Here is a 21,752-nt window from a genome sequence, read left to right as displayed (position 1 = left end):
AAGCGTGCGAACGACGACGGCTAGTTTCAGATAACTGACAAAGGAGTTGAGTTTGGGATTATCTACAGCGGGGTTGGCATTTCGGCCTAACGCATCCACGATGGACGAGCAGGAGCTAGTGCAGAGGGTCTTTGGAAGTAGCTCTTTCAAGCCGCCAGAAACGCAAAATGCGCATGATATCCGTGTGCCGGGCAATCTGGCAGTCGAGTCAAAGAACGGCGCGACCTTTCTTTATAACAGTGAGATTGCGGGAGAAATTCTCTTCGATGGGCAATCGCTAGAGCCTTCAGTATTTGCGGCACTCGGGGAACCAGAGCTAATTGTCGTTTTCTGTCATTATGATTCGGGCGGCTCGTTTGGCTATGCCATCGTTAAAAACGGCATCACGGTTCGCTCACGAGTTCACACCATGGACAAGACGACGGATGTAGGAACGCCAAATAAATTCGAGCTGCCGTGGCTGCAAGCAGAGTCGTTTATTGAGGAAGAAGGTGAGCCACCGGTTTACCGCAATCTAAGTACGGGCGAAGTCACCTCTGATTCCTACCTTACGGCGCTTCTGCTCGTTCAGGTGATGAATGCGCTCTTTGGCCTCGTACCTTGGGATGAGTGGAGCTATAGGACCAAGCTAAATTTCTACAGTAGATAACCGTCTGAGGGGGCTGGGCCAGGTCTGCCATTCGGACACGATCTCAGCCTTGGGGTTAGGCTCACAGCAAACTATGATTTATTAATTGTCAATACGGCTCGACTAACTATGCTGCGTATGCGTACAGACGCTGAGCTTACGCAGAGACTTCGGCTTGGGGATTCGCATAGCTGGGCCTGTGTCGGAATGGCAGACCTGACCCTCAAACGCTCTCAAACGCTCACAAGGCCGGCGACCATGCGGAAGTGCTGATCTTGCCCGGCGCCAGCCATTATGACGAGATTGCCGCGACGTCGAATGCTTGGGGGATGATTTTGCCGGTGATTCGGGAGATGCTGGGGATCGGCGCGCAATGATGACAGTGTTGCCTGAAGCAGGCGACATAACAAAGGTAGTGCCTCTTGCTAAGCCGTTCTGTTTTCAGCGTCGAGAAGAATCGTCCAATCGCGGCGTTGCCCCAGAAGGTTCCGCACCTGGTGATGACTTGGCGATCGTCTATCGAAGCAGTACTGGAGAATGCATTGATTGGCACATACGAAATAACAGACTTGCACTCGATAGGCATACCTGGAGTTGAAGTTGCAGGGAGAGAGTTTCACCTGCGCGACCTGCACGAGATGATTGGTATTGAAAGGAACATGACCTGTTTTATGTTTCGGCACAACAGCAAAGCTGAAACTGACTACGTGTTTAGAATTGGGTGATCATATTCCTATTCGCAGCTTGCCCTACTTCAAAGCCAGGCGCCTGTTGAGTACACTGTTGATTCCTGTCACCTCACCGCCAGCGCCATGACCCAAGCCCTTCACAGCCGAGCCCGCACCACCCACCTGATCCGGGAAGAAATCCGCAACTCGACACTGCCCCAACGGGAGCTTGCCGAGCGCTATAACGTGAGCCGCCTGACGATCCGTAAATGGCAGAACCGCGACAGCGCCGAGGACCGTTCGCACCGGCCCCACACCATGCATACGACGCTGACGCCAGCGCAGGAACTGGTCGTCATCGCGCTACGCACCACCTTGCTTTTGCCCACCGACGACTTGCTGGCGGTGGCGCGTGAGTTCGTCAACCCGGCGCTTTCGCGTGGCGCCCTGGGCCGCTGCTTGCGGCGCCATGGTGTCTCCAGTTTGCTTAAAATGGCCGCACTCGAAGACGACAAACCGGTTACCAAAAAGTCGTTCAAGGACTACGAGCCGGGCTTTTTACATATGGATATCAAGTACTTACCGCAGATGCTCGATGAAACCGAACGCCGTTACCTGTTCGTCGCCATTGACCGCGCCACACGCTGGGTCTTCATGGAAATCTATGCCAACCAGTCCGACAGCAGCAGTACCGACTTCCTGCTCAAACTGAAAAATGCTTGCCCGATCACCATCGTCAAACTACTCACTGACAACGGCAGCCAGTTCACCGACCGTTTTACCAGCAAGAAAAAAGACCCTGTCAGCGGCGACCGTATCCCGAGCGGCAAGCATGTCTTTGACGTGCTGTGCAAGCAATTGGTGATCGAACATCGATTGATTCCGCCGCGTCACCCGCAAACCAACGGCATGGTCGAACGCTTCAATGGCCGTATCAGCGAGGTCGTCAACCAGACTCGTTTCGGCTCCCGGGCCGAACTGGAATCGACGCTGCGCAATTACCTGAAAATCTACAACCACAACATTCCCCAGCGCGCCTTGGATAACGCAACACCGATTCAGGCGATGAAGAAATGGCAGGAGAAAAAGCCGGAATTATTCGTTAAACGCGTATATAACCAGGCCGGTCTTGACAACTACGGACACATGGTCACCGGGGTTCTGTTCAACAAAGTTGACATGAACGAGCAAACAAACGAGCTTGCGAATAGTAACTCAGCTTATAACGATCTAGCGGTTCTACGGATAGACTGCCGAGATCCTGCGCTAACTGTTCAACAAAGAAAGACTTTAAAGTACAAGGGCGTCGCTATCAAAGACCTCTTTAAGATATCTTACGCAACCTTTAACCGCCAGCCGCTCCGCCACCCAACAGGCAAGAAGATTGTGCCGAACATTGTTTTAGTTGAAGTTGACTTTTCAAAGCTAGACGCACAGAAGCTACTAGTAAATTATCTGGTCATGAAACATAACGGCGGAACTGCATTGATCGATTATGAAAAAGAAGACCTAGTCGGGACAATGCTGGGGATGCGAAACAATACGATCGATAGCCGCATCCTTGATACTTTTGGCTTTACTGTGAAGTCTGCAAGCGAGAACGTCAACATTCAACTTGCATCGTTAAACGCGAAAGCTGCACGAAATGCACTGGCCAAGGAAGAGCTAGAAGCCAAAGCGAGCTACGAATTCGTTAAGCGAGTAGCGGCACTTGGCGCTGTATGCGCTGAGTTTGAGAGAGCGAGATTAGGAGACCGGTCATTGACGTTAGACAGTGATGCTGCGAAAAGGATACTTGCTAACGCCATCGGGTTTAACCCGTCCGTTATACTGCACGGGAAAAAGCAAGTCTTCTGGGATTTGCAATCCTACCTGCACATCGTAATGCGACACATAGATGCCTATCAGGTTGGTAATTTTAAGGGAAAGACTGTCCTTCCTTATGAGCTGACGGACCTTAAGGACCTAATCGAGAAAGTCTTAGATAGTATTCGCGAAGAGCTTGCTCTTCACTTCGCGACGAACTCGGGAGAGTTTGTCAGATCAGGGCGCATGGCAGTACTCTTCAATGGCGATTACTTCATCTTAAGGATCGATCCTAATGGACGCCTTAGCCAGTTCTACAGTCCTTAGTACTTATTACTTTCCATACGCGACCAAGAGTAGATTAGTCAGACTTGCGCAGGTAACCCGAACCTAGGCGAGTTGGACCAATTGAATTTCCGGTTTGGGGCGCAAGCAGACATTCCTCAACCGCAAACTGGCAACGACAGCAAGAACACACCCGCACCTCAAACCAAGGCTCCCCGGGCCCAGCGGGCCTGAAAAATGGCCAGGGCAAGGCGCGCGGGCGAAGACAGTACGGTTAGTACGGCGAGCCCAAGCAACGCAGCCATGGTCATTTTCTCAGGCCCGCGACTCCGGCCCGCCGTTCTTAAATATTACTGAACACGCGCCAGGTACTGTGCCAGCTGGCCGAAAGTAGCCTTAAACCCCTGCTTCATCGACTCAAACCCCTGCTTGAAAGTCTCATGCTGCTCATCCGTCGCCTTGTGCGGCGCGGAGCGCAAGGTCATCGTCGTCTTGCCGTTTTCCTCGGTCAGGGTCATGGTATTGAACGATTGCAATGGCCAGGTGGCGCTGACGGGGTGCTGCACGGCATTGCCCTGCTTGTCGGCAAACGACAGGATCGAGACGATCCTTGCAGGCGCTTCGATGGCCTGGTAGGTGAACTTGCCCCACATTTCGTAGCCATTGTCGGCGCGCATGCCGTAGTGGAAAATGCCGCCCGGCTGCAAATCCAGCGCCAGCACGCTCAATTCAAAGCCGACAGGGCCCCACCACTGCGCCAGGCGCTCCGGCTCCACCCACGACTGGAACACCAGTTCGCGCGGCGCGTCGAAGGTTTGCGTGATGACAAAGTCGCTGCTGTCGCGGTGCTGTCCGTCCTGCTTCTGTTCTGCGGTGGTCATGCTGTCTCCTGATGATGGTGATGGACTGGATGTCAATGTACCAGCCGCGTCAAAAATGGGAAAGGCCCGCACGCTGCGGAAAGCGGTATGCTAGAATATTAGTTAGACACCTAACCATTAGACGACTCACCTTATGATTTCTATCGAAGAGCGCTTTTCCGCCGCGCTCCACAAGACGGCGCGCGGCTGGCGCCATGCGATCGACCGGCGCCTGAAAGACCTGGACCTGGGGCAAGCGAGCTGGATGGCCATTGCCATGATCGCCAAATCGCCGCAGCCGCCCTCGCAAAGCGAGCTGGCGCACCAGCTGGGCGTGGAAAACCCCACCATGGTGTCGATGCTGGACCGGCTCGTGAAATCGGGCTTCGTGCAGCGCCAGCCGTCGGAAACGGACCGCAGGGTCAAACTCGTCGTGCTGACGGAAGCGGGCCTGCAGGTGTATGACACCGTGCGCAAGGAAGCGGATGGTTTCCGCAAGGAGCTGCTGCAGGGCATAGCTCCCGATCAATTGAGGGCCGCCACCGAGCTGCTGGAAGCGCTGCAAGCGGCCACGGAGAAGTTTGCGTGAATGCCGTTCCCGCTTCGCAAGACCTCACCCTGAACCGGCGCATGATCACGATTTCGATCATGCTCGCCACCATCATCCAGGCGCTCGACGGCACCATCGCCAACGTCGCGCTGCCCCATATGCAAGGCAGCCTTTCCGCCTCGCAAGACCAGATCACCTGGGTACTCACCTCGTTCATCGTCGCCGCCGCCATCGCCACGCCGCTGACGGGCTGGCTGTGCGACCGTTTCGGCCAGAAAAACACCTTCCTCGTGTCGGTTGCCGGCTTTACGCTCGCGTCCGTGCTGTGCGGCCTGTCCGGCACCCTGTCCGAGATCGTTGCCGCCCGTTTGCTGCAGGGCGTATTCGGCGCGGCGCTGGTACCGCTGTCGCAGGCGGTCTTGCTCGACATCAATCCACGCGAGAAACACGGCTCGGCCATGGCCATCTGGGGCATGGGCGTGATGATCGGCCCCATCCTGGGACCGACCTTGGGCGGCTGGCTGACGGACAGCTACAGCTGGCGCTGGGTCTTCTTCATCAACATTCCCATCGGCGCCATGGCCTTCTACGGTATCTGGCGCTACATCCGCAAGGACCCGCCGAACCGCCGCATGAACTTTGACATGTTCGGCTTTGCCACCTTGAGCCTGTCGATCGGCGCGCTGCAGATGCTGCTGGACCGGGGCGAGCAGAACGACTGGTTTTCATCCACGGAAACGTGGATCGAAGCCATCGTGCTGGCCATGAGCTTGTGTTACTTCATCGCCCACACGGCCCTGCGCCCGGCCGGCAAGTCTTTCCTCGACTACCGCCTGTTGAAAAACTCGAACTATGTGAGCGGCTTGCTGTTCATCTTCATCGTCGGCATGGTGCTGTTCGCCACCCGCGCGCTGACGCCGTCGATGCTGCAAGGCTTGATGAATTACCCGGCGGCGATCGCCGGCCTGGTGACGGCGCCCAGCGGCCTGGGCACGATGCTGGCCATGCTGATCGTCGGCAGGCTCACGGGCAAGATCGATACGCGCATCCTGCTGGGCGTGGGCTTTTCGATTACCGCGTTCTCGCTGTGGCAAATGGCCAATTTCACCTTGGACCTGGTGCCGAAAACCGTCGTGTGGAACGGCATCATCCAGGGCATCGGCCTGGGCCTCGTCTTCGTACCGCTGAGCGCGGCCACGTTCGCCACCCTGTCGCCGCAGATGCGGGCGGAAGGCACGGCGATTTACAGCCTGGTGCGCAATATCGGCAGCAGCATCGGCATCGCCCTGGTGCAGACCTTGTTGGTGCGCAATACGCAGATCGCCCATGCGTCCCTGACGGAACACATCACTATCGCCAACCCTGCCCTGCACGATCCCGGCATCGCCCAGGTGTTCGACCTGGGCACGAGCACGGGCATGGCGGCCCTGAATGGCGAGATCACGCGGCAGGCGTCGATGATCGCCTACCTCGACGACTTCTGGCTGATGATGTGGCTGACCATCCTCGTGCTGCCGCTTTTGCTCCTGATCAAACCACCGAAGAAAAATGCGCCCGTCGTGGTCGACCACGCGGCCATGGAATAACCCTCATGTACACACCGATGAAACTCTCCCTGAGCGTCCTGGCGCTAAGCTTGTCCCTGGCCGGCTGCGCCAGCATTCCACCCGACACGCAACAGTTGCCGCAGCAAGAATTGGCCAAAGTGCAATTGGCGGCCGACATCCACCTGGCCAGCGAAGGCTGGCCCGCCGCCCAGTGGTGGCGCCAGTTCCAGGACGATCAGCTGGACCAGCTGATCGAACAGGCGCTGTCCGCCAGCCCCAGCCTGGACGCGGCGAATGCCCGTATCGGCTCGGCCCTGTCCGCGTTCGATGCACAGCATGCGGGGCGCGGCCCCAGGCTGGACCTGGACGCGAACGCCAGCCGCCAGCGCTATTCGGGCAATGGCCTGATGCCCGCCCCCATCGGCGGAAATTACTACAACGAAGTCACCGTGGGCGTGCAAGCCCATTACGACCTGGACTGGTGGGGCAAGCACAAGGCGCAGATCGCCGCCAGCCTCGGTGAAGTCAATGCACGGCGCGCCGAATATGCGATGGCGGAACAGATGCTGGCGGCCGAGATCGCCCGCCACTACTTCAGCATGCAAAATGGCTGGGCCCGCATGGACAACCTGCATGCGCTGGTGCAACTGCAGCAGCAACTGGTGGTCGACAAGGAAAAACGCATCGCCAACGGCCTCGGCGTCAGCGACGACCATCTGTCCGCGCAAACGCGTTTGAGTCTGCTGCAGCAGCAGATCGCCCTGCTGGAAACGCAGATCGTCACGGAACGCGAAGCCTTGCGCGCCCTGTTGGGTGCGGATGCTTCAGCCCTGGCCAGCCTGCAACCGAAAGAAGCCCAAACGCTGCCGCACGCCCTGCCCGGCAAGCTGGGCATGGAATTGCTGGCGCGCCGGCCCGACTTGCAGGCGGCGCGCTGGCGAGTACAGGCGGCCATGAGCCATATCGAGGCGGCGCAGGCGTCGTTCTACCCCGATATCGACCTGGGCGCCTCGTTCGGCCTCGATGCGATCAAACTGGGCAAGCTGCTGCAATCGGGCAGCCGCACCCTGTTCATCGGCCCGGCCCTGTCGCTGCCCCTGTTCGACAGCGGCCGCCTGCAGGCCCAGCTTGCCGGCGCGCGCAGCGAACGCAACGAGCTGATCGCCGACTACAACCAGAACGTCTTCAATGTGGTGCGCGACGTGGCGCAGGCGGGCGCCAGGGTGCAGGGCGTGGAAAACCAGCTGCGGCTGCAGCAGGAAAACCTGCGCGCCAGTGAAGCGCAGCTGCGCAACGCGAATGCGCGACTCAAGCAAGGTCTGGCCGACCGCGCCACCCAGATCAATGCGGAAATGACCATGCGCGGCCAGGTGGACCTGGGCATGCAGCTGCAAAACCAGCGCCAGGATGCGGAAATCAACCTGACCGTGGCCCTGGGCGGCGGCTACCGGGGCAGCAGCGACTTTGCCGCCACAGCCAGCACCAACACCGCCAAACAATAACCATCGATTACGGAACACATCATGAGCAGCGATACCACCACCACCACCACCGAACAGCCGGGCAAACGCAAGGCCGTCCTGATCGCCATCACGGCCGCCTTTCTCGTGGCCGGCGCCGCCTGGGCGGTTTATTATCAATTAGTGCTGGCCAAGGAAGAAGTGACGGACAATGCCTATGTGGGCGGCAACCTCGTCACCCTGTCCGCGCAGGTGACGGGCAATGTCGACGCCATCCGCGCCGACGAAACGCAGATGGTGAAAGCGGGCGCCCCGCTGATCACGCTGAACGCCATCGATGCGGACCTGGCCCTGAGCCAGGCACAGGCACGGCTGGGCAACATCGTGCGCCAGGAGCGCGAACGCTATGCCAGCGTGGCGCAGTACGACGCCATCATCGAGCAGCGCCGCCTGGCACTGGCCACGGCGCAGGGCAACCTGGCGCGCCGCGCGCCCTTGGCGCTGGACCACACGATCTCGGGCGAAGACCTGGCCCATGCGAAACAGGCCGTCGATGACGCCAAGGCGGCCCTGACGGTGGCGCAGCGCCAGGCCGAGTCCGCCAAATCGGGCGTGGCCGGCGTCAACCTGGCCAGCCATCCGGCCGTGCTGTCGGCGCGGGGCGACGTGCTGCAGGCGTGGCTGGCCGTGCGCCGCAACGCCGTGGTCGCGCCTGTCTCGGGCTATGTGGCCAAGCGCAGCGTGCAGCTGGGCTCGCACGTGACGCCGGGCACGCCCTTGATGTCCATCGTGCCACTCGATCAGTTATGGGTTGACGCGAACTTCAAGGAGTCCGAATTGCGCAATATCCGCGTCGGCCAGGCGGCGACCATCGAAACGGATTTGTATGGCAGCAAGGTGGTCTATCACGGCAAGGTGCTGGGCATGTCGGCCGGCACGGGCAGCGCGTTTTCCCTGTTGCCGGCGCAAAACGCCACGGGCAACTGGATCAAGGTGGTGCAGCGCGTGCCGGTGCGCATCACCCTGGACCCGAAGGAACTGGCCGCCCACCCGCTGCGCATCGGCCTGTCGACCACGGTGACGGTCGACACGAGTCATGGCGAAGGGGCAACGCTGGACCAGCCGATGCTGGCGTCCACCGTCTACACGACCAAAGCGCTGAGCCAGCCGGTGGATGAGGCGGAAAAGATGGCGGACGCCATCATTGCGCAAAACCTTCTGAATTGATGCGTAGGTCGGGTTAGCGCAACGCGCGTAACCCGACAACATTGTTGGCACGGCCGTTGGTGGTGTCGGATTACGCAGGGCTTTGCCCCGCTAATCCGACCTACCTGGCTTTACCGGCCGATGCCACCTGGTCCAGGATATGCTTGGGCACGGCCGCATAATGCTTGAATTCCATCGTGTAGGTGGCCCTGCCCTGGGTCAGCGAACGCAGGGTGGTGGAATAGCCGAACATTTCCGCCAGCGGCACCAGGGCCTTGACGATGCGCCCCGCGCCGCCGGGGATGTCGTCGACGCCCTGCACCATGCCGCGGCGGGCCGTCAAATCGCCCATGACGTTGCCCATGAATTCTTCCGGCGTTTCCGCCTCCACCTGCATCATCGGTTCCAGCAGCACGGGATGCGCTTTGCGCATGCCGTCCTTGAAGGCGATGGAGCCGGCCATGCGGAACGCGTTTTCGTTGGAATCGACGTCGTGGTAGGAGCCGAACGTCAGCGTGGCCTTGACGTCGACGACCGGATAGCCGGCCAGCACGCCAGACTTTAACGTTTCGGCGATGCCCTTGTCGACGGCCGGGATGAATTCGCGCGGCACGACGCCGCCCTTGATGGCGTCGACGAACTGGTAGCCCGTACCTGGCGGCAAGGGTTCCAGTTTCAGCACCACGTGGCCGTACTGGCCCCGTCCGCCCGATTGCTTGACGAACTTGCCCTCGATATCGTCCACCGCGCGCGTGATGGTCTCGCGGTACGCCACCTGCGGCTTGCCCACGTTCGCTTCCACGCCGAATTCGCGCCGCATGCGGTCGACCAGAATTTCCAGGTGCAATTCTCCCATGCCGGACATGATGGTCTGGCCCGATTCCTCGTCCGTATGCACCCGGAACGACGGGTCTTCCTGCGCCAGCCGGTTCAGGGCGATGCCCATCTTTTCCTGGTCAGGCTTGGTCTTCGGTTCGACCGCCTGGGAAATCACGGGTTCCGGGAAAATCATCTTTTCCAGCACGATGACGTGGTCGATGGCGCACAGGGTGTCGCCCGTGGTGACGGCTTTCAGGCCCACGGCGGCGGCGATGTCGCCCGCATACACTTCCTTGATTTCCTTGCGCTCGTTCGCATGCATCTGCAGGATGCGCCCCAGGCGCTCGCGCGCGCTCTTGGTGGGGTTGTAGACCATGTCGCCCGAGTTCACCACGCCCGAATACACGCGGAAGAACGTCAGTTGCCCCACGAACGGGTCCGTCATGATCTTGAAGGCCAGCGCGGCAAAGTGCTCCTCGTCCGTCGGATGGCGCTCCACCTCGTTGTCGTGCTCGTCGTGTCCCATGATGGGCGGCACTTCCATCGGCGACGGCAGGTATTCGATGACGGCGTCCAGCATCGCTTGCACGCCCTTGTTTTTAAAAGCGCTGCCGCACAGCATGGGCACGATCTCGTTGCGGATGGTGCGCGCGCGCAAGGCCTGTTTCAGTTCCGCTTCCGTGAACGTGTCGCCATTCAGGTAGCGTTCCGTCATGGCAAGAGTGGCTTCGGCCGCGTGCTCGACCATATGCTCGTGCCACTGCTGCGCCTGCGCCAGCAGCTCGGCGGGAATCTCGCCATAGCTGAACTGCACGCCCTGGCTGGCGTCATCCCAGGTGATGGCGCGCATTTTCAGCAGGTCGATGACGCCCGTGAAATGCTCTTCGGCGCCGATGGGCAGCTGGATGGGCACGGCCACGCCTTTCAGGCGCTCGCCGATCTGCTTGCGCACGCGCAAGAAATCCGCACCCACCCGGTCCATCTTGTTGATGAAGGCGATGCGCGGCACGTGGTATTTGTTGGCTTGCCGCCAGACCGTCTCGGACTGGGGCTGCACGCCGCCGACGGCATCGTAGACCATCACGGCGCCGTCGAGCACGCGCATCGAGCGCTCCACCTCGATCGTGAAATCCACGTGGCCGGGCGTATCGATGATGTTGATGCGGTGTTCGGGGAAGTTGCCGGCCATCCCTTTCCAGAACGCCGTGGTGGCGGCCGAGGTGATGGTGATGCCCCGTTCCTGCTCCTGCTCCATCCAGTCCATGGTGGCGGCGCCGTTGTGCACTTCACCGATCTTGTGATTCACCCCCGTATAAAACAGGATGCGCTCGGTGGTGGTGGTCTTGCCGGCGTCGATATGGGCGCTGATGCCGATGTTGCGGTAGCGCTCGATAGGTGTTTTGCGGGTCATCACAATCTCCATGGCTAACCCCGGCACGACTTGCTTTGCGCCGGTTTTCCAGTGTAGCAGACATCGATTTGGAGGATGGCGCGTAACCATTTTTTACCATGCGTACAACACTAACATTAGCGCGCACGCGCGTTGCATAGAATAAACAAGAGATTCCGCTATACTTTCAACTTTATTAATCCAGTAAAGATTAATCAAAATCAACACGCACCGTAAATGATCGTGCAAGGCGACGCCGCCGGCATGCCAGCCCAGGTGCGCACCGAATGACATGCCCTACTCAATCTATGACTATCCGACTAAGAAAAATAATCCTCTCCTCCCTGCTGGCGTCGCCAGCGCTGGCCATGGCCGGCGAACTGGAACAGCAAATGCAGCGTTGCGCCGTGCTCGGTGACGCCAGCGCCCGCCTGGGCTGCTTCGACACCCTGGCCAAGGCGGCGGAAAAAGCCACCATCGCCGCCGGCGGCGATCCCGCAGCTGCGGCAGTGACCCTGGCAGCGGCCGCCGAGGTCGCCCCCCTCACGCTTGTCAGCCCGCCTGGCGTGGCCACGCCGGACGCCGTCAACGCCGCCATTCCCGCCATTGCCCAGGCTGGCGCGGCGCCGCCGGAAGCGCCGATTTCGCGCACGCAACAATCGTGGGAACTCAACGATGCCTCGAAGCGCGGCCTGTTCAACTTCCGCCCGCACCGCGACACCTATCTGCTGCTGGCCAACTACAGCGACGCTTCGAACGACGAGCCGTTCCAGGATTTCACGCCAGGCGGTGTCAAGAGCCAGCATGTGGAATTGACATTCCAGCTGAGTTTCAAGATGAAGCTGCTGGAAGACATCGCCGGCACGCCCATCGACATGTGGTTCGGCTACACGCAGCAAAGTTTCTGGCAGGCGTATAACCGCAAGGCATCGAGCCCCTTCCGCGAGACCAACTATCAGCCGGAATTGATGCTGGTCTTGCCGATCAACAAGAACTTTGCCGGCGTGGAATTCAATTACCTGAATTTCGGTCTGGTGCACCAGTCGAATGGTCAGACCTCGACCCTGTCGCGCAGCTGGAACCGCGTGTATGCCGAGCTGGGCGTGGAAAAAGACAACCTGGCCGTCACGACGCGCATCTGGCACCGCCTCGACAATGGCAAGACCGACAATGACAATATCGACATCACCGATTACATGGGGCATGGCGACTTGCGCGTGAGCTACCGTAACAAGGGTCACGAGTATGCCGTGACGGCGCGCCGCAATTTCAGCAAGAAACATGGCTCGATGCAGGCCAGCTGGGCTTTCCCATTGAAAGCCAACCTGAAAGGCTATCTGCAACTGTTCTCCGGCTATGGCCAGAGCTTGATCGACTACAACTATTCGCAGAAATCGATCGGCGCCGGTTTCATGGTCGACCTGTAAGCAAGGCAGTGATATAAAAAAAATGGCGCCGAGGGCGCCATTTTTTATGGGAAACATGTATTTAGCGCCGCCCGCCGCCCAGCACGCGGGCCGGCAACATGACGATGGCGCGCAGCAATTCGAACACGCCTTCCACGCCGATGCCGATCAAGCGCAATGGCAGCAACAGCAGCCAGGCCAGCGGATACAGCACGAGGGCCAGCAAGGCCAGGGGCCAGCACACCAGCAAGAGCAGCAGCCACAGCACAAATCCCAGCATCGCGTTCCCCCCGAATAAAATGTGCGGAGCAAGCCGTGCTTGCCCCGCTACCGTGACGGCACTATAGTCAAGCGCCGCCGGGGCGGCAACGGCCGTGCGATGAACGGCACAATGCGGGGATGAACGGTGCAAAAACGGGAATGAACGGGGGGCTTACTGGCCGACGCAAATCACTTTCGTGATGTACTCATGTGCGTTCGGTTTCTTGCTGCCGGCCCATTTGATGGCCTGGTTGGCCTCTTCGATGGTCAGGATGCTGGCCTTTTCCTTCGACTTGATGAAGGACACGCCTTCAAACACGCCTTCCTTGCTGCGCATTACCTTGGCAAACACGGGCGGCTTGGTCTCGCCATCGCTGATTTTGTTCTGTTGCACGAGGTAACGCTGATCGATCTGTTCCATGATAATAAAGCTGTCCAGTGGGTAAAACACGAAATATACCCTGAATGGACAAACGCCGCAGGACGAAATGCCCGCGGCGTTGCCTTTACATTAATGATACTTACGCGTAGACGGCGTTCTGTCCTACCGGTTGCAAGTTGACATCGTAAATCACCTGCGCGCGGATCGACGCTTCCAGCGAGGGGATCGAGCCGCCCGCGCGGTACTGGAAGCTCACCTGCAACACGTCGCCCGCCTTCACGGCCATCGGCGCCGCCAGCGGCAGACACATGTAGTGGTTCAGCCAGTCGATGGTGGTCGAGCGCTCGGGCACGACGGCCAGGATGTTCTTGGTAACGAAACGCAAGGCGTTCAGGGTGCCGCTGCGCTCGACGACGAACTTGCCGTCGAAACCGAACACGCTGTCCGTTGGCTGGCTGAAGTCGATGATGCTGTAGACGGATGGTGGCGCCAGTTCCTGCACGCCCGGGTGAATGGCCGCGGTTTCCTGAAATTGCACGATGGGCGCGTAAAAGCCCTCGAAGTCGTACTCCTGCTGCATCGGCTGCACGGCCATGATGACGGCTTCAGGCAGGAAGATGGGCAGCGGGCCGCCGAAGCGGGCCAGGTAGCGGCGCTTGAACGATTCGATCACTTCCACCTGCTTTTCGCGCAGCATGCCAACATGGATCATTTCGCAAATGACCACGTCAACGGGCTCGGGCGGCAGGTATTCGAAGGCGTCCGCATGGACGACTTCGACTTTTTCACCATTGGGGTTGAGCGCCAGCATCTTGCGCGCTTCCTTGACCATGTCCGGATTGAATTCCACGCACCACACCTTGTCGGCGCGCGCGGCCGCAAACCACGACAACACGCCGGTGCCGCCGCCCAGTTCCAGCACCTTCATGCCGGGTTTCACGGCGTAATCGATCGCCGACTTGAACCCGTGCATGCGGTTCTGGTCCATCAACATATTGTGATGGTAATGGACGGGGATAAATTGCCCCAGGTAACAACTCTCGATTTCTCGTTCATTCAGCATGTCTGTCCTCTTGGAGTCTGGCTCCGATGGCCGATCGGTTTTGTCATTCCAGAAAGCAGTGATGTCGCACGGGCTGCGCGCGGGGCGGCGACAATACAGCCGGCGCCTGACGGTGGTGTGATGGCCCATGCGACGATCTCCTGATTAATGCGACACGACCATTATCGTTAATCGCCACGGAGAACAAAGGGCTGAGGTGAGAGGCAATTCCATGCCAGTTTCAGCGCTGGCATGGAAAATATTAATACAAAGATTACTTTCTGCCGGCGCGCGCCTTTTGCGCCGCTTCGATGATGGCCACCACGCCCGGCTTGTCGCCGGCCTGGGCGAACTGCGCGGCCGTCCAGCCATGGTCGCTTTTCAGGCTGGCGTCCGCGCCCCAGGACAGCAGCAGTTTGACGGCGCCTTCCTGTCCTTCGCGGGCGGCGAACATCAACGGCGTGACGTTGGCCGGTGCGCGCGCATCGACCACGGCGTCGCGCTCCAGAAAGATCTTCATGATGGGCAAGTCGCCCGCCGAGGCCGCATAGTGCAGCGCCGTCCAGCCGCTCTGGTTGACCTTGGCGCCCTTGGCCAGCAAGGCGTTCACCGCGTCCTGCTTGTGCTTGTAGGCCGCCATCATCAGCGCCGTGTTGCCATTGGCCGAGCGCGCTTCGATGTCGATGCCGGGCGTGTCGAGCAGCAGCTTGAACACTTTGTCCGCATCGTCGCGCAGGGCCAGCACGAGCGGTATGTCGCCCCGCTGCGTATCAGGCTGGTTCGGGTTCATGCCCTCAAGCAGCATGCTGCGCACGCCGCTGGCGTTGTTGACGGACACGGCGCGGAAAAAGCTGTCCGGATCCGGCGCCGCCTGGCTGGCAGTCGCCCAGCACAAGAGCATCGCCGCAGCGAGTTTTTTCATCATGGCTAACCTTAAGAAGTTACGGCAACTGATTGAATAACTTGAAGAAATTATCCGTCGTCTGCTGCGCCACCTGGGCCAGCGGGATGCCTTTCAGGGTCGACAGGTATTCCGCCACGTGGGCCACATAGCCCGGTTCGTTCATGCGGCCGCGGAACGGCACGGGCGCCAGATACGGCGAATCCGTCTCGATCAGGATGCGCTCAAGCGGCACTTCCAGGGCCACGGCCTGCAAATCCTTGGCGCTCTTGAACGTGACGATGCCGGAAAAGGAAATGTAGAAACCCATGTCGATGGCGGCGCGCGCCACTTCCAGCGATTCCGTAAAGCAATGCATGACGCCGGCCACGCCGCCGTCGGCCACGCCCGCGCCCTCTTCGCGCATGATGCGGATGGTGTCTTCGCTGGCCGCTCTTGTGTGAATAATCAAGGGTTTACGGGTGATTCTTGAAGCCTTGATGTGCGTGCGAAAACGTTCGCGCTGCCATTCGAGGTCGCCCGTCAGGCGGAAATAGTCGAGGCCCGTCTCGCCGATGGCGATGATCTTCGGGTGGTCGGCCAGCCGCACCAGGTCTTCCACGGACGGTTCAGGCGTATCTTCGTAGTCGGGATGCACGCCGACGGAGGCGAAAATGTGCGGATACTGCTCGGCCAGGGCCAGCACCTGCGGGAAGTCCGGCAAGTCGACGGACACGCACAGCGCGTGCGTCACCTTGTTCTCGGCCATCTTGGCGAGGATCTCGGGCATGCGAGCAGCCAGCTCGGGGAAATTGATATGGCAATGGGAATCGATATACATAGGGCGGGATTGTACCGGAGCGGGCAAAAACTGGCAGGGGAAGCGCTGGGGCGCGCCCCTGCCGCGGCGGCTTACAGCTGCGAGGCCGGGTGTTCCGCCAGCGGAACGAAGTTGCCGGTCGACTCGTCGAGCGCATCGAGGGAACCGTTCTCGATGTCGTACACCCAGCCGTGCAGGGTCAGCCGGTTCTGCGCCATGGCCAGCGCCACCGAAGGATGGGTGCGCAGGTTATTCAGTTGCGCCACCACGTTGGCGCGCACCATGCCGTCGATGCGCGACTGTTCCGTCGGATGCTCGACCGACTCGTTGATCATGCGCGCCGCATCGGCATGGTGCAGCCAGCTGCGCACGGCCGGCATGTGATCGAGGCAGGCGCAGGTGGCGATCGCCTTCATCGCGCCGCAGTCGGAATGGCCGCAAATGACGATATCGCTCACGTTCAGGGCCGACACGGCAAATTCCACCGTGGCGCTGACGCCGCCCGGTTCCGGGCCATACGAGGGCACGATGTTGCCCGCGTTGCGGATCACGAAGAGTTCGCCTGGCTCGCGCTGCGTCACCAGCTCTGGCACCATGCGGCTGTCCGAGCAGGAAATGAACAGGGCCTTCGGGGTTTGTCCCGTGGCCAGGGTCTTGAACAATTCGCGGCGCGCAGGGAAAACCTCTTTTTGGAAGCGTAGAAATCCAGCAATAATGTCGCGCATAAATAAATAGAATGGTTGGCAGAGCCGATATTATCGCTGATCCGGCGCCTGACCGGTCTATTGTCCCTCGGGCGGCTGCCACAGCTCCACCTTGTTGCCCTCGGGATCGATGACCCAGCCGAACTGGCCGTATTCCGAGTCCGGCGCCTTCTCCAGCACGGTGCAGCCCTCGTCGCGCAAGGCTTGCAGCAGCGCGTCGAGGTCGTCGACCCGGTAATTGACCATGAAGGCAGCCTTGCCGGGCGCGAACTGCTCGCTGTCCGCTGATGCCACGGACCAGATGGTGGTGCCGCCCGTGGGCTGGCCTTCGGCATCCGTCCAGCTGAAGGCGGCCCCGCCCCATGGCTGCACGTCCAGGCCCAGGTGGCGCTGGTACCAGGCGCGCAGCGCGGCCGGGTCTTGCGCGTGGAAAAAGATGCCGCCAATGCCAGTGACCCGTTTCATGCACGCCTCCGTTGCTGTCCAGTGCCTTGACTGTAACACCGGGTTCAGAACGTGGCAAACGGACATGGCGCGCTAGGCAAAAAAGTTATCAAGATGTATAGTGAGCGGCCGGTGCGCAGCCATGGGGTTGCGCGCGGAAACGTGGAGAGTGTTCATGCTGAAAGTTGCCAGCCCTTTGATACTGCTGGCCTGCCTGGCCCTGACGACGCCTGTGCATGCGCAAGTACAGGAGCAGAACAAGCGCGACATACCCAAGGCCATCCCCGAGGCGGGCTTGTGCGCACCCATGTGCGCGTCCGCACGCCAGGATTGCCGCGCGCAAGCGCAAGGCGCCACGGAAAACGACACCAGCCCCATCTTGTCGATGAAGCCCGGCAGCAATCCCTACGCGGCCGCGAGCCGGGAAACGGGGCCACAGTCGCAACAGCTGCAACCGACGCAAGCCCAGGCCTTCCGCGCCCGGCGCGCCGAACGCCAGCAAGCGTGCGAAGTGCAATACCGCAGCTGCACGCGCGCCTGCGGCTGAGTTCCAAGCGCGCCAAGCACCAAACAATCTGGATGAACTTGGCAATGCAAGTGCTTGATTCTATTGGCAGCTTGATGCGTAGTCGAGCAGCATGTCTTCCAGAAACAGCTTGGGCGACAAAGGATGCTCGGCGATCGCCCGGCGCTCGTTGGCGGCCTTGATGACGGCCATCAAACGGCTGACGTTGATGCGCCCGGCCAGCGCTTCCAGCTCGCGCCGGTGGCGCGGGTAGTAGCGTATGGTGCCCGACAACTTGACGGAAAACACGTCGTACAGCCAGCGCTGCAGCGATGCCACCAGCGGTGCCAGCGGGGCCTTCTGCAATTTGTCCGCCGCCTTCAACGCCGCTTCCACGCCGGGATTGGCCAGCACTTGCAGCAATTGTTCCGTTTCTTCGCGGCCACCCGATTCGGACTGGGCCAGCGCGGCCAGCGGCGCGCCGCCCTGCTCGCGCAGCCAGCTGTCCGCATCGTTCAAGCCCTGGACCTTGAGCCAGGCCAGGGCCTGCTCGTGGCTGGGCATCGGCAAGGCAAATTTCCTGCAGCGCGACAAGATCGTCGGCAGCAATCGGTCCAGGCTGTTCGAAGCCAGCAGGAACACGGTGCCGGGCGGCGGCTCTTCCAGTGTTTTCAGCAAGGCGTTCGAGGCGGGCGTGTTGAGCGCCTCGGCCGGGTACAGCACCACCACGCGCAAGCCTTGCCGGTGCGTGGAAATGTTCATGAAGTCGGCCAGGTTGCGGATCTGCTCGATCTTGATGTCTTTCGACGGCGTCTTGGTCTTGGCGCTTTTCTTCGCGCCCTCGCCCTCTTCGCCGTCGTCGGCCACGTCATCTTCCAGCGCTTCCGGACGCACGCGGCGGTAATCGGGATGGTTGCCCTGGCTAAACCAGCCGCACGAGGCGCAGGTGCCGCAGGCATGGCCGTCGGCGCGCACGTCTTCGCACAGCAAGGCTTGCGCGAAATGCTCGATGAAGTCGGCCTTGCCGATGCCTTGCGCGCCATGGAACAAAATGGCGTGCGGCATGCGCGGGCGCAAGGCTTGCAATTGCTGCCAGGCGTCCTGCTGCCACGGATAGAGAGAACTGATCATATTATTCTTTGCCAATCAACGTGTTGCAACACTTTGTTCAAGTAATGCATCAAGCAGTTTTGCCAGTTGCACTTGAATATCGGCAATGCTTTGCGTGGAATCGATGATGCGGAAGCGCTGCGGGAACTCAGCCGCGCGGCGCAGGTATTCGTTGCGCGTGGCGGCAAAGAAATCGGCCTGCTCCTGCTCGAATTTATCCAGGGCGCGCGTGGCGTCGAGGCGGGCACGGGCCACGGCCAGCGGCACGTCGAACAGGAAAGTGATGTCCGGCTGCAGGTGCGGGTGCACCCATGCTTCCAGCTGCTCCATCTTGCGCAAGTCCATGCCCCGCCCGCCGCCCTGGTAGGCGAAGCTGGCATCGGTAAAGCGGTCGGAAATGACCCACTCGCCCCGCGCCAAAGCGGGCGCGATGACTTGCGCGATGTGTTCGCGGCGGCTGGCGAACATCAGCAAGGCTTCCGTTTCCAGGTGCATTTTTTCATGCAGCAGCAGTTCGCGCAGCTTTTCGCCCAGGCTGGTGCCGCCCGGTTCGCGCGACGATACGAGGCTGACGCCCCGCTGCCGCAGGTAGTCGGCGACAAAACCGATATGCGTCGACTTGCCCGCGCCATCGATGCCTTCGAAGGTGATGAAGCGGGGTTGATAGTGTTGTGTCATGAAACTCTTGATCTGATAATGATATTAGCGCTGGTACTGGTTCACGGCGCGGTTATGGTCGGGCAAGTTGGCCGAGAACTGGCTGGTGCCGTCGCCGCGCGCGACGAAATACAGCGCCTGCGTGCGGGCCGGCGCCAGCGCCGCCGTCAGCGATTGTGCGCCAGCGAGGGCGATCGGCGTGGGCGGCAAGCCGCCGCGCGTGTAGGTATTGTACGGGGTGTCCGCTTCCAGGTCGCGTTTGCGGATCTTGCCCTGGTAGTTATCGCCCATGCCATAGATCACGGTCGGGTCCGTCTGCAGCAGCATGCCCGTCTTCAGGCGGTTGACGAAGACGCCGGCGATCATGGCCCGTTCGGACTTTTGCCCCGTTTCCTTTTCCACGATCGACGCCATGATCAGCGCCTCATACGGGTTTTTATATGGCAAGGCCGGATCGCGCTTGTCCCACGCTTCGGACAGGCGACCGATCATGGCCGTGTGCGCCTGCTTGAAAATCTGCATTTCGCTGGCGCCCTTGGCGAACAGATAGGTATCCGGGAAGAACAAGCCTTCCGGCAGCACAAACTCGGGGCTGATTTTCGCCATCAGCTCCTTGTCGGACAAGCCCACGGTATCGTGCTTGAGGCCAGGGTGGCTGGCCATGGCCATGCGCATCTGCCTGAAGGTCCAACCTTCGATGATGGTCAGCGATTCTTGCGCGAACTCACCGCGTGCCAGCTGCGTGATCAGACGCTGTGGCGTCGTGCCCGGTTTCAGCTCGTAGGAACCGGCCTTGATCTTCGACGTCTTGCCTTCGACGCGCGCCAGCAGGTTGAACAGGATGGGCACGATGGGCACGCCCGCGTCCGCGATCTGCTGGCCGGCCGCATGCGCGCCACTGCCCGGCGTGATCGTAAACGGGATCGCGTCGCCTTCCGTGGTGATGGGCTGCTGCGCCCAATACACAAAAGTACCACCGACGCCGATGGCGGCGATGACCGAACTGACTACAAGTTTTTTAAAGAAAGCCATTGTTCCGATTCTTGTGATGCGCTCGCTGGCGGGCAGCGCGCGCTTGTTATGATCGTTCATTTGTGAAGCAAGTGCGCGCAAAGCGGCGCCAACACTGGCAATCTTGCCGCTGCCGACGCGATCTGCGCGACATCACTATAATGAACCCGTAATGATAATGCTTAATCGCTGATCTAATGGAAATTATGAATAACTGGAATCAATTTTTAACTGCACAAGGCGCCCGCCCCGCTGCCATCGATGGCGCGCCTGACGGCACCGCGAACGCTCCTATTGCCGATTTTGGCCAGTCCCTGACAGTGTCCCAGCTACAAGAAGGTTTTGTCGCGGCCATCACGGACCAGGGTTTGATCGGCCTGAACGGCGACGAGGCAGCCAGTTTCCTGCACGGCCAGCTGACCAACGACGTGGAACACCTGAACCAGGAGCAAGTGCGCCTGGCCGGCTACTGCACGCCGAAAGGCCGCCTGCTGGCCAGTTTCCTGATGTGGCGCAACGCCACCACCATTTATCTGCAATTGCCGCGCGCCATACAGCCGGCCATCCAGAAGCGTTTACAAATGTTCGTGCTGCGCGCCAAGGCCAAGCTGCACGATGCATCGTTTGATGAAGCGAACCAGGTCGTCCTGGGCCTTGGCGGCCAACGGGCCAGCGCGGCCCTGTCCGCCTGGTTCCCCGTCCTGCCCGCCACGCCGTTCAACAAGGTGGACCATGCGCTGGGCACCCTGCTGCGCGTGGCCGATGTGTTTGGCAGCGCCCGCTATGAATGGCTGACGTCCGCCGCCACGGCGCGCGACGTGTGGCCACAGCTGGCGGAAAAACTCGCCAAGGGCGGCAATGACGCCTGGCAATTGTCCGAGATCCACGCGGGCATCCCGCAGATCACGGCCGCCACGCAAGAGCAATTCGTGCCGCAAATGGTCAATTTTGAACTGCTGGGCGGCGTCAATTTCAAGAAAGGCTGCTATCCGGGCCAGGAAATCGTCGCGCGCAGCCAGTACCTGGGCAAGCTCAAGCGCCGCACCACCCTCGTCAGCATCGCTGACGCAGCGGCAGTAGCCGGCGGCGAACTGTTCGCCGTCAGCGACCCCGAGCAACCTTGCGGCATGCTCGTCAACGCCGCGCCCAACGGTGACGGCGGCATCGATGCCCTCGTTGAAATGAAGCTGGGGGCGATAGCGGAAGGTTCAAGCGCCGCCGGGGCCGTGCGCTACGGTTCGGCCCAGGGCGCCGCCGTGCAATTCCTGCCCATGCCTTATGTGCTCGACGCACTCGATTTGTGAGAATGAC

At 60.4% G+C, this 21,752-nt stretch carries 20 protein-coding genes and 1 pseudogene; 9 read left to right on the top strand and 12 right to left on the bottom strand.

The window, feature by feature from the left end:
• Positions 1-100: 100 nt before the first annotated feature.
• Both KY494_RS01980 and KY494_RS01975 read left to right on the top strand, forming a co-directional pair.
• Positions 101-649 (top strand): hypothetical protein, encoded by a 549-nt coding sequence (locus KY494_RS01980; protein WP_219889665.1) that lies wholly within the window; start codon positions 101-103, stop codon positions 647-649.
• A gap of 791 nt (positions 650-1,440) precedes the next feature.
• A pseudogene (locus KY494_RS01975) lies at positions 1,441-2,430 on the top strand (IS481 family transposase); the annotation flags it as partial.
• A 1,307-nt stretch (positions 2,431-3,737) separates the two neighbouring features.
• On the opposite strand, the gene KY494_RS01970 reads toward KY494_RS01975, so the two are convergent.
• Positions 3,738-4,268 (bottom strand): SRPBCC domain-containing protein, encoded by a 531-nt coding sequence (locus KY494_RS01970; RefSeq protein ID WP_219889664.1) that lies wholly within the window; start codon positions 4,266-4,268, stop codon positions 3,738-3,740.
• A 133-nt stretch (positions 4,269-4,401) separates the two neighbouring features.
• On the opposite strand from KY494_RS01970, the gene KY494_RS01965 reads away from it, so the two are divergent.
• The 4 genes from KY494_RS01965 to KY494_RS01950 are packed head-to-tail and all read left to right on the top strand — an operon-like array spanning position 4,402 to position 9,031.
• Positions 4,402-4,836: a MarR family winged helix-turn-helix transcriptional regulator gene (locus tag KY494_RS01965; protein WP_219134384.1), complete on the top strand. Its 435-nt coding sequence runs from the start codon at positions 4,402-4,404 to the stop codon at positions 4,834-4,836.
• Between the two features lie 41 nt (positions 4,837-4,877).
• Positions 4,878-6,383, top strand: coding sequence for a DHA2 family efflux MFS transporter permease subunit (locus KY494_RS01960; RefSeq protein WP_219891436.1), 1,506 nt, complete (start codon positions 4,878-4,880; stop codon positions 6,381-6,383).
• A gap of 5 nt (positions 6,384-6,388) precedes the next feature.
• Positions 6,389-7,846 carry an efflux transporter outer membrane subunit gene (locus KY494_RS01955; protein WP_258194598.1) on the top strand — a complete coding sequence of 486 codons (1,458 nt, stop codon included), beginning with the start codon at positions 6,389-6,391 and terminating at the stop codon, positions 7,844-7,846.
• Positions 7,847-7,867: 21 nt separating this feature from the next.
• Complete coding sequence (locus tag KY494_RS01950) at positions 7,868-9,031, top strand: HlyD family efflux transporter periplasmic adaptor subunit (RefSeq protein ID WP_219889663.1); 1,164 nt, start codon at positions 7,868-7,870, stop codon at positions 9,029-9,031.
• Between the two features lie 100 nt (positions 9,032-9,131).
• On the opposite strand, the gene fusA is transcribed toward KY494_RS01950, so the two are convergent.
• On the bottom strand, positions 9,132-11,240 hold the full coding sequence (gene fusA / locus KY494_RS01945) for an elongation factor G (RefSeq protein WP_219134382.1): 2,109 nt from the start codon (positions 11,238-11,240) through the stop codon (positions 9,132-9,134).
• Positions 11,241-11,527: 287 nt separating this feature from the next.
• Here fusA and KY494_RS01940 point away from each other — a divergent pair, with 287 nt between their 5' ends.
• Positions 11,528-12,646 (top strand): phospholipase A, encoded by a 1,119-nt coding sequence (locus KY494_RS01940; protein WP_308836410.1) that lies wholly within the window; start codon positions 11,528-11,530, stop codon positions 12,644-12,646.
• Between the two features lie 61 nt (positions 12,647-12,707).
• Here the strand turns inward: KY494_RS01940 and KY494_RS01935 are convergent, their stop codons facing one another.
• The 7 genes from KY494_RS01935 to KY494_RS01905 form a co-directional block, all read right to left on the bottom strand.
• On the bottom strand, positions 12,708-12,905 hold the full coding sequence (locus KY494_RS01935; protein ID WP_096235523.1) for a hypothetical protein: 198 nt from the start codon (positions 12,903-12,905) through the stop codon (positions 12,708-12,710).
• Positions 12,906-13,058: 153 nt separating this feature from the next.
• On the bottom strand, positions 13,059-13,337 hold the full coding sequence (locus KY494_RS01930; protein ID WP_243136430.1) for a hypothetical protein: 279 nt from the start codon (positions 13,335-13,337) through the stop codon (positions 13,059-13,061).
• A gap of 70 nt (positions 13,338-13,407) precedes the next feature.
• Positions 13,408-14,331, bottom strand: coding sequence for a methyltransferase domain-containing protein (locus KY494_RS01925; RefSeq protein WP_219889662.1), 924 nt, complete (start codon positions 14,329-14,331; stop codon positions 13,408-13,410).
• Positions 14,332-14,584: 253 nt separating this feature from the next.
• A complete protein-coding gene (locus KY494_RS01920) occupies positions 14,585-15,235 on the bottom strand; it encodes an ankyrin repeat domain-containing protein (protein ID WP_219889661.1) in 651 nt (216 codons plus the stop codon).
• Positions 15,236-15,251: 16 nt separating this feature from the next.
• Entirely contained in the window at positions 15,252-16,031 is a 780-nt protein-coding gene (locus KY494_RS01915; RefSeq protein WP_046682742.1) for a TatD family hydrolase, read from the bottom strand.
• Positions 16,032-16,102: 71 nt separating this feature from the next.
• Positions 16,103-16,735: a carbonic anhydrase gene (locus tag KY494_RS01910; RefSeq protein ID WP_071077253.1), complete on the bottom strand. Its 633-nt coding sequence runs from the start codon at positions 16,733-16,735 to the stop codon at positions 16,103-16,105.
• A gap of 57 nt (positions 16,736-16,792) precedes the next feature.
• On the bottom strand, positions 16,793-17,179 hold the full coding sequence (locus tag KY494_RS01905) for a VOC family protein (protein WP_219134379.1): 387 nt from the start codon (positions 17,177-17,179) through the stop codon (positions 16,793-16,795).
• Positions 17,180-17,333: 154 nt separating this feature from the next.
• On the opposite strand from KY494_RS01905, the gene KY494_RS01900 reads away from it, so the two are divergent.
• Entirely contained in the window at positions 17,334-17,705 is a 372-nt protein-coding gene (locus KY494_RS01900) for a hypothetical protein (RefSeq protein WP_219889660.1), read from the top strand.
• 60 nt (positions 17,706-17,765) lie between these two features.
• On the opposite strand, the gene KY494_RS01895 is transcribed toward KY494_RS01900, so the two are convergent.
• Genes KY494_RS01895 through mltG form a run of 3 tightly spaced genes read right to left on the bottom strand, consistent with a single transcriptional unit; the run spans position 17,766 to position 20,462 of the window.
• Positions 17,766-18,794 (bottom strand): DNA polymerase III subunit delta', encoded by a 1,029-nt coding sequence (locus KY494_RS01895; protein WP_219889659.1) that lies wholly within the window; start codon positions 18,792-18,794, stop codon positions 17,766-17,768.
• A 15-nt stretch (positions 18,795-18,809) separates the two neighbouring features.
• A complete protein-coding gene (gene tmk, locus KY494_RS01890; protein ID WP_219889658.1) occupies positions 18,810-19,451 on the bottom strand; it encodes a dTMP kinase in 642 nt (213 codons plus the stop codon).
• A gap of 24 nt (positions 19,452-19,475) precedes the next feature.
• On the bottom strand, positions 19,476-20,462 hold the full coding sequence (gene mltG, locus KY494_RS01885; protein ID WP_219134375.1) for an endolytic transglycosylase MltG: 987 nt from the start codon (positions 20,460-20,462) through the stop codon (positions 19,476-19,478).
• Positions 20,463-20,638: 176 nt separating this feature from the next.
• Here mltG and KY494_RS01880 point away from each other — a divergent pair, with 176 nt between their 5' ends.
• Positions 20,639-21,745, top strand: coding sequence for a folate-binding protein YgfZ (locus KY494_RS01880; RefSeq protein WP_219889657.1), 1,107 nt, complete (start codon positions 20,639-20,641; stop codon positions 21,743-21,745).
• Positions 21,746-21,752: the final 7 nt, after the last annotated feature.

Origin of the sequence: Janthinobacterium sp. PAMC25594 (assembly GCF_019443505.1) — a bacterium.
Lineage (GTDB): Bacteria > Pseudomonadota > Gammaproteobacteria > Burkholderiales > Burkholderiaceae_D > Janthinobacterium.
This window is presented reverse-complemented; position numbering and strand designations above follow the sequence as displayed.

Bases quoted from the DNA above. Each gene is read 5' to 3' on its own strand.
- KY494_RS01980 (WP_219889665.1), top strand. From the start codon at position 101: ATGGACGAGCAGGAGCTAGTGCAGAGGGTCTTTGGAAGTAGCTCTTTC.
- KY494_RS01970 (WP_219889664.1), bottom strand. From the start codon at position 4,268: ATGACCACCGCAGAACAGAAGCAGGACGGACAGCACCGCGACAGCAGC.
- KY494_RS01965 (WP_219134384.1), top strand. From the start codon at position 4,402: ATGATTTCTATCGAAGAGCGCTTTTCCGCCGCGCTCCACAAGACGGCG.
- KY494_RS01960 (WP_219891436.1), top strand. From the start codon at position 4,878: ATGATCACGATTTCGATCATGCTCGCCACCATCATCCAGGCGCTCGAC.
- KY494_RS01955 (WP_258194598.1), top strand. From the start codon at position 6,389: ATGTACACACCGATGAAACTCTCCCTGAGCGTCCTGGCGCTAAGCTTG.
- KY494_RS01950 (WP_219889663.1), top strand. From the start codon at position 7,868: ATGAGCAGCGATACCACCACCACCACCACCGAACAGCCGGGCAAACGC.
- fusA (WP_219134382.1), bottom strand. From the start codon at position 11,240: ATGACCCGCAAAACACCTATCGAGCGCTACCGCAACATCGGCATCAGC.
- KY494_RS01940 (WP_308836410.1), top strand. From the start codon at position 11,528: ATGACTATCCGACTAAGAAAAATAATCCTCTCCTCCCTGCTGGCGTCG.
- KY494_RS01935 (WP_096235523.1), bottom strand. From the start codon at position 12,905: ATGCTGGGATTTGTGCTGTGGCTGCTGCTCTTGCTGGTGTGCTGGCCC.
- KY494_RS01925 (WP_219889662.1), bottom strand. From the start codon at position 14,331: ATGCTGAATGAACGAGAAATCGAGAGTTGTTACCTGGGGCAATTTATC.
- KY494_RS01920 (WP_219889661.1), bottom strand. From the start codon at position 15,235: ATGATGAAAAAACTCGCTGCGGCGATGCTCTTGTGCTGGGCGACTGCC.
- KY494_RS01915 (WP_046682742.1), bottom strand. From the start codon at position 16,031: ATGTATATCGATTCCCATTGCCATATCAATTTCCCCGAGCTGGCTGCT.
- KY494_RS01910 (WP_071077253.1), bottom strand. From the start codon at position 16,735: ATGCGCGACATTATTGCTGGATTTCTACGCTTCCAAAAAGAGGTTTTC.
- KY494_RS01905 (WP_219134379.1), bottom strand. From the start codon at position 17,179: ATGAAACGGGTCACTGGCATTGGCGGCATCTTTTTCCACGCGCAAGAC.
- KY494_RS01900 (WP_219889660.1), top strand. From the start codon at position 17,334: ATGCTGAAAGTTGCCAGCCCTTTGATACTGCTGGCCTGCCTGGCCCTG.
- KY494_RS01895 (WP_219889659.1), bottom strand. From the start codon at position 18,794: ATGATCAGTTCTCTCTATCCGTGGCAGCAGGACGCCTGGCAGCAATTG.
- tmk (WP_219889658.1), bottom strand. From the start codon at position 19,451: ATGACACAACACTATCAACCCCGCTTCATCACCTTCGAAGGCATCGAT.
- mltG (WP_219134375.1), bottom strand. From the start codon at position 20,462: ATGGCTTTCTTTAAAAAACTTGTAGTCAGTTCGGTCATCGCCGCCATC.
- KY494_RS01880 (WP_219889657.1), top strand. From the start codon at position 20,639: ATGGAAATTATGAATAACTGGAATCAATTTTTAACTGCACAAGGCGCC.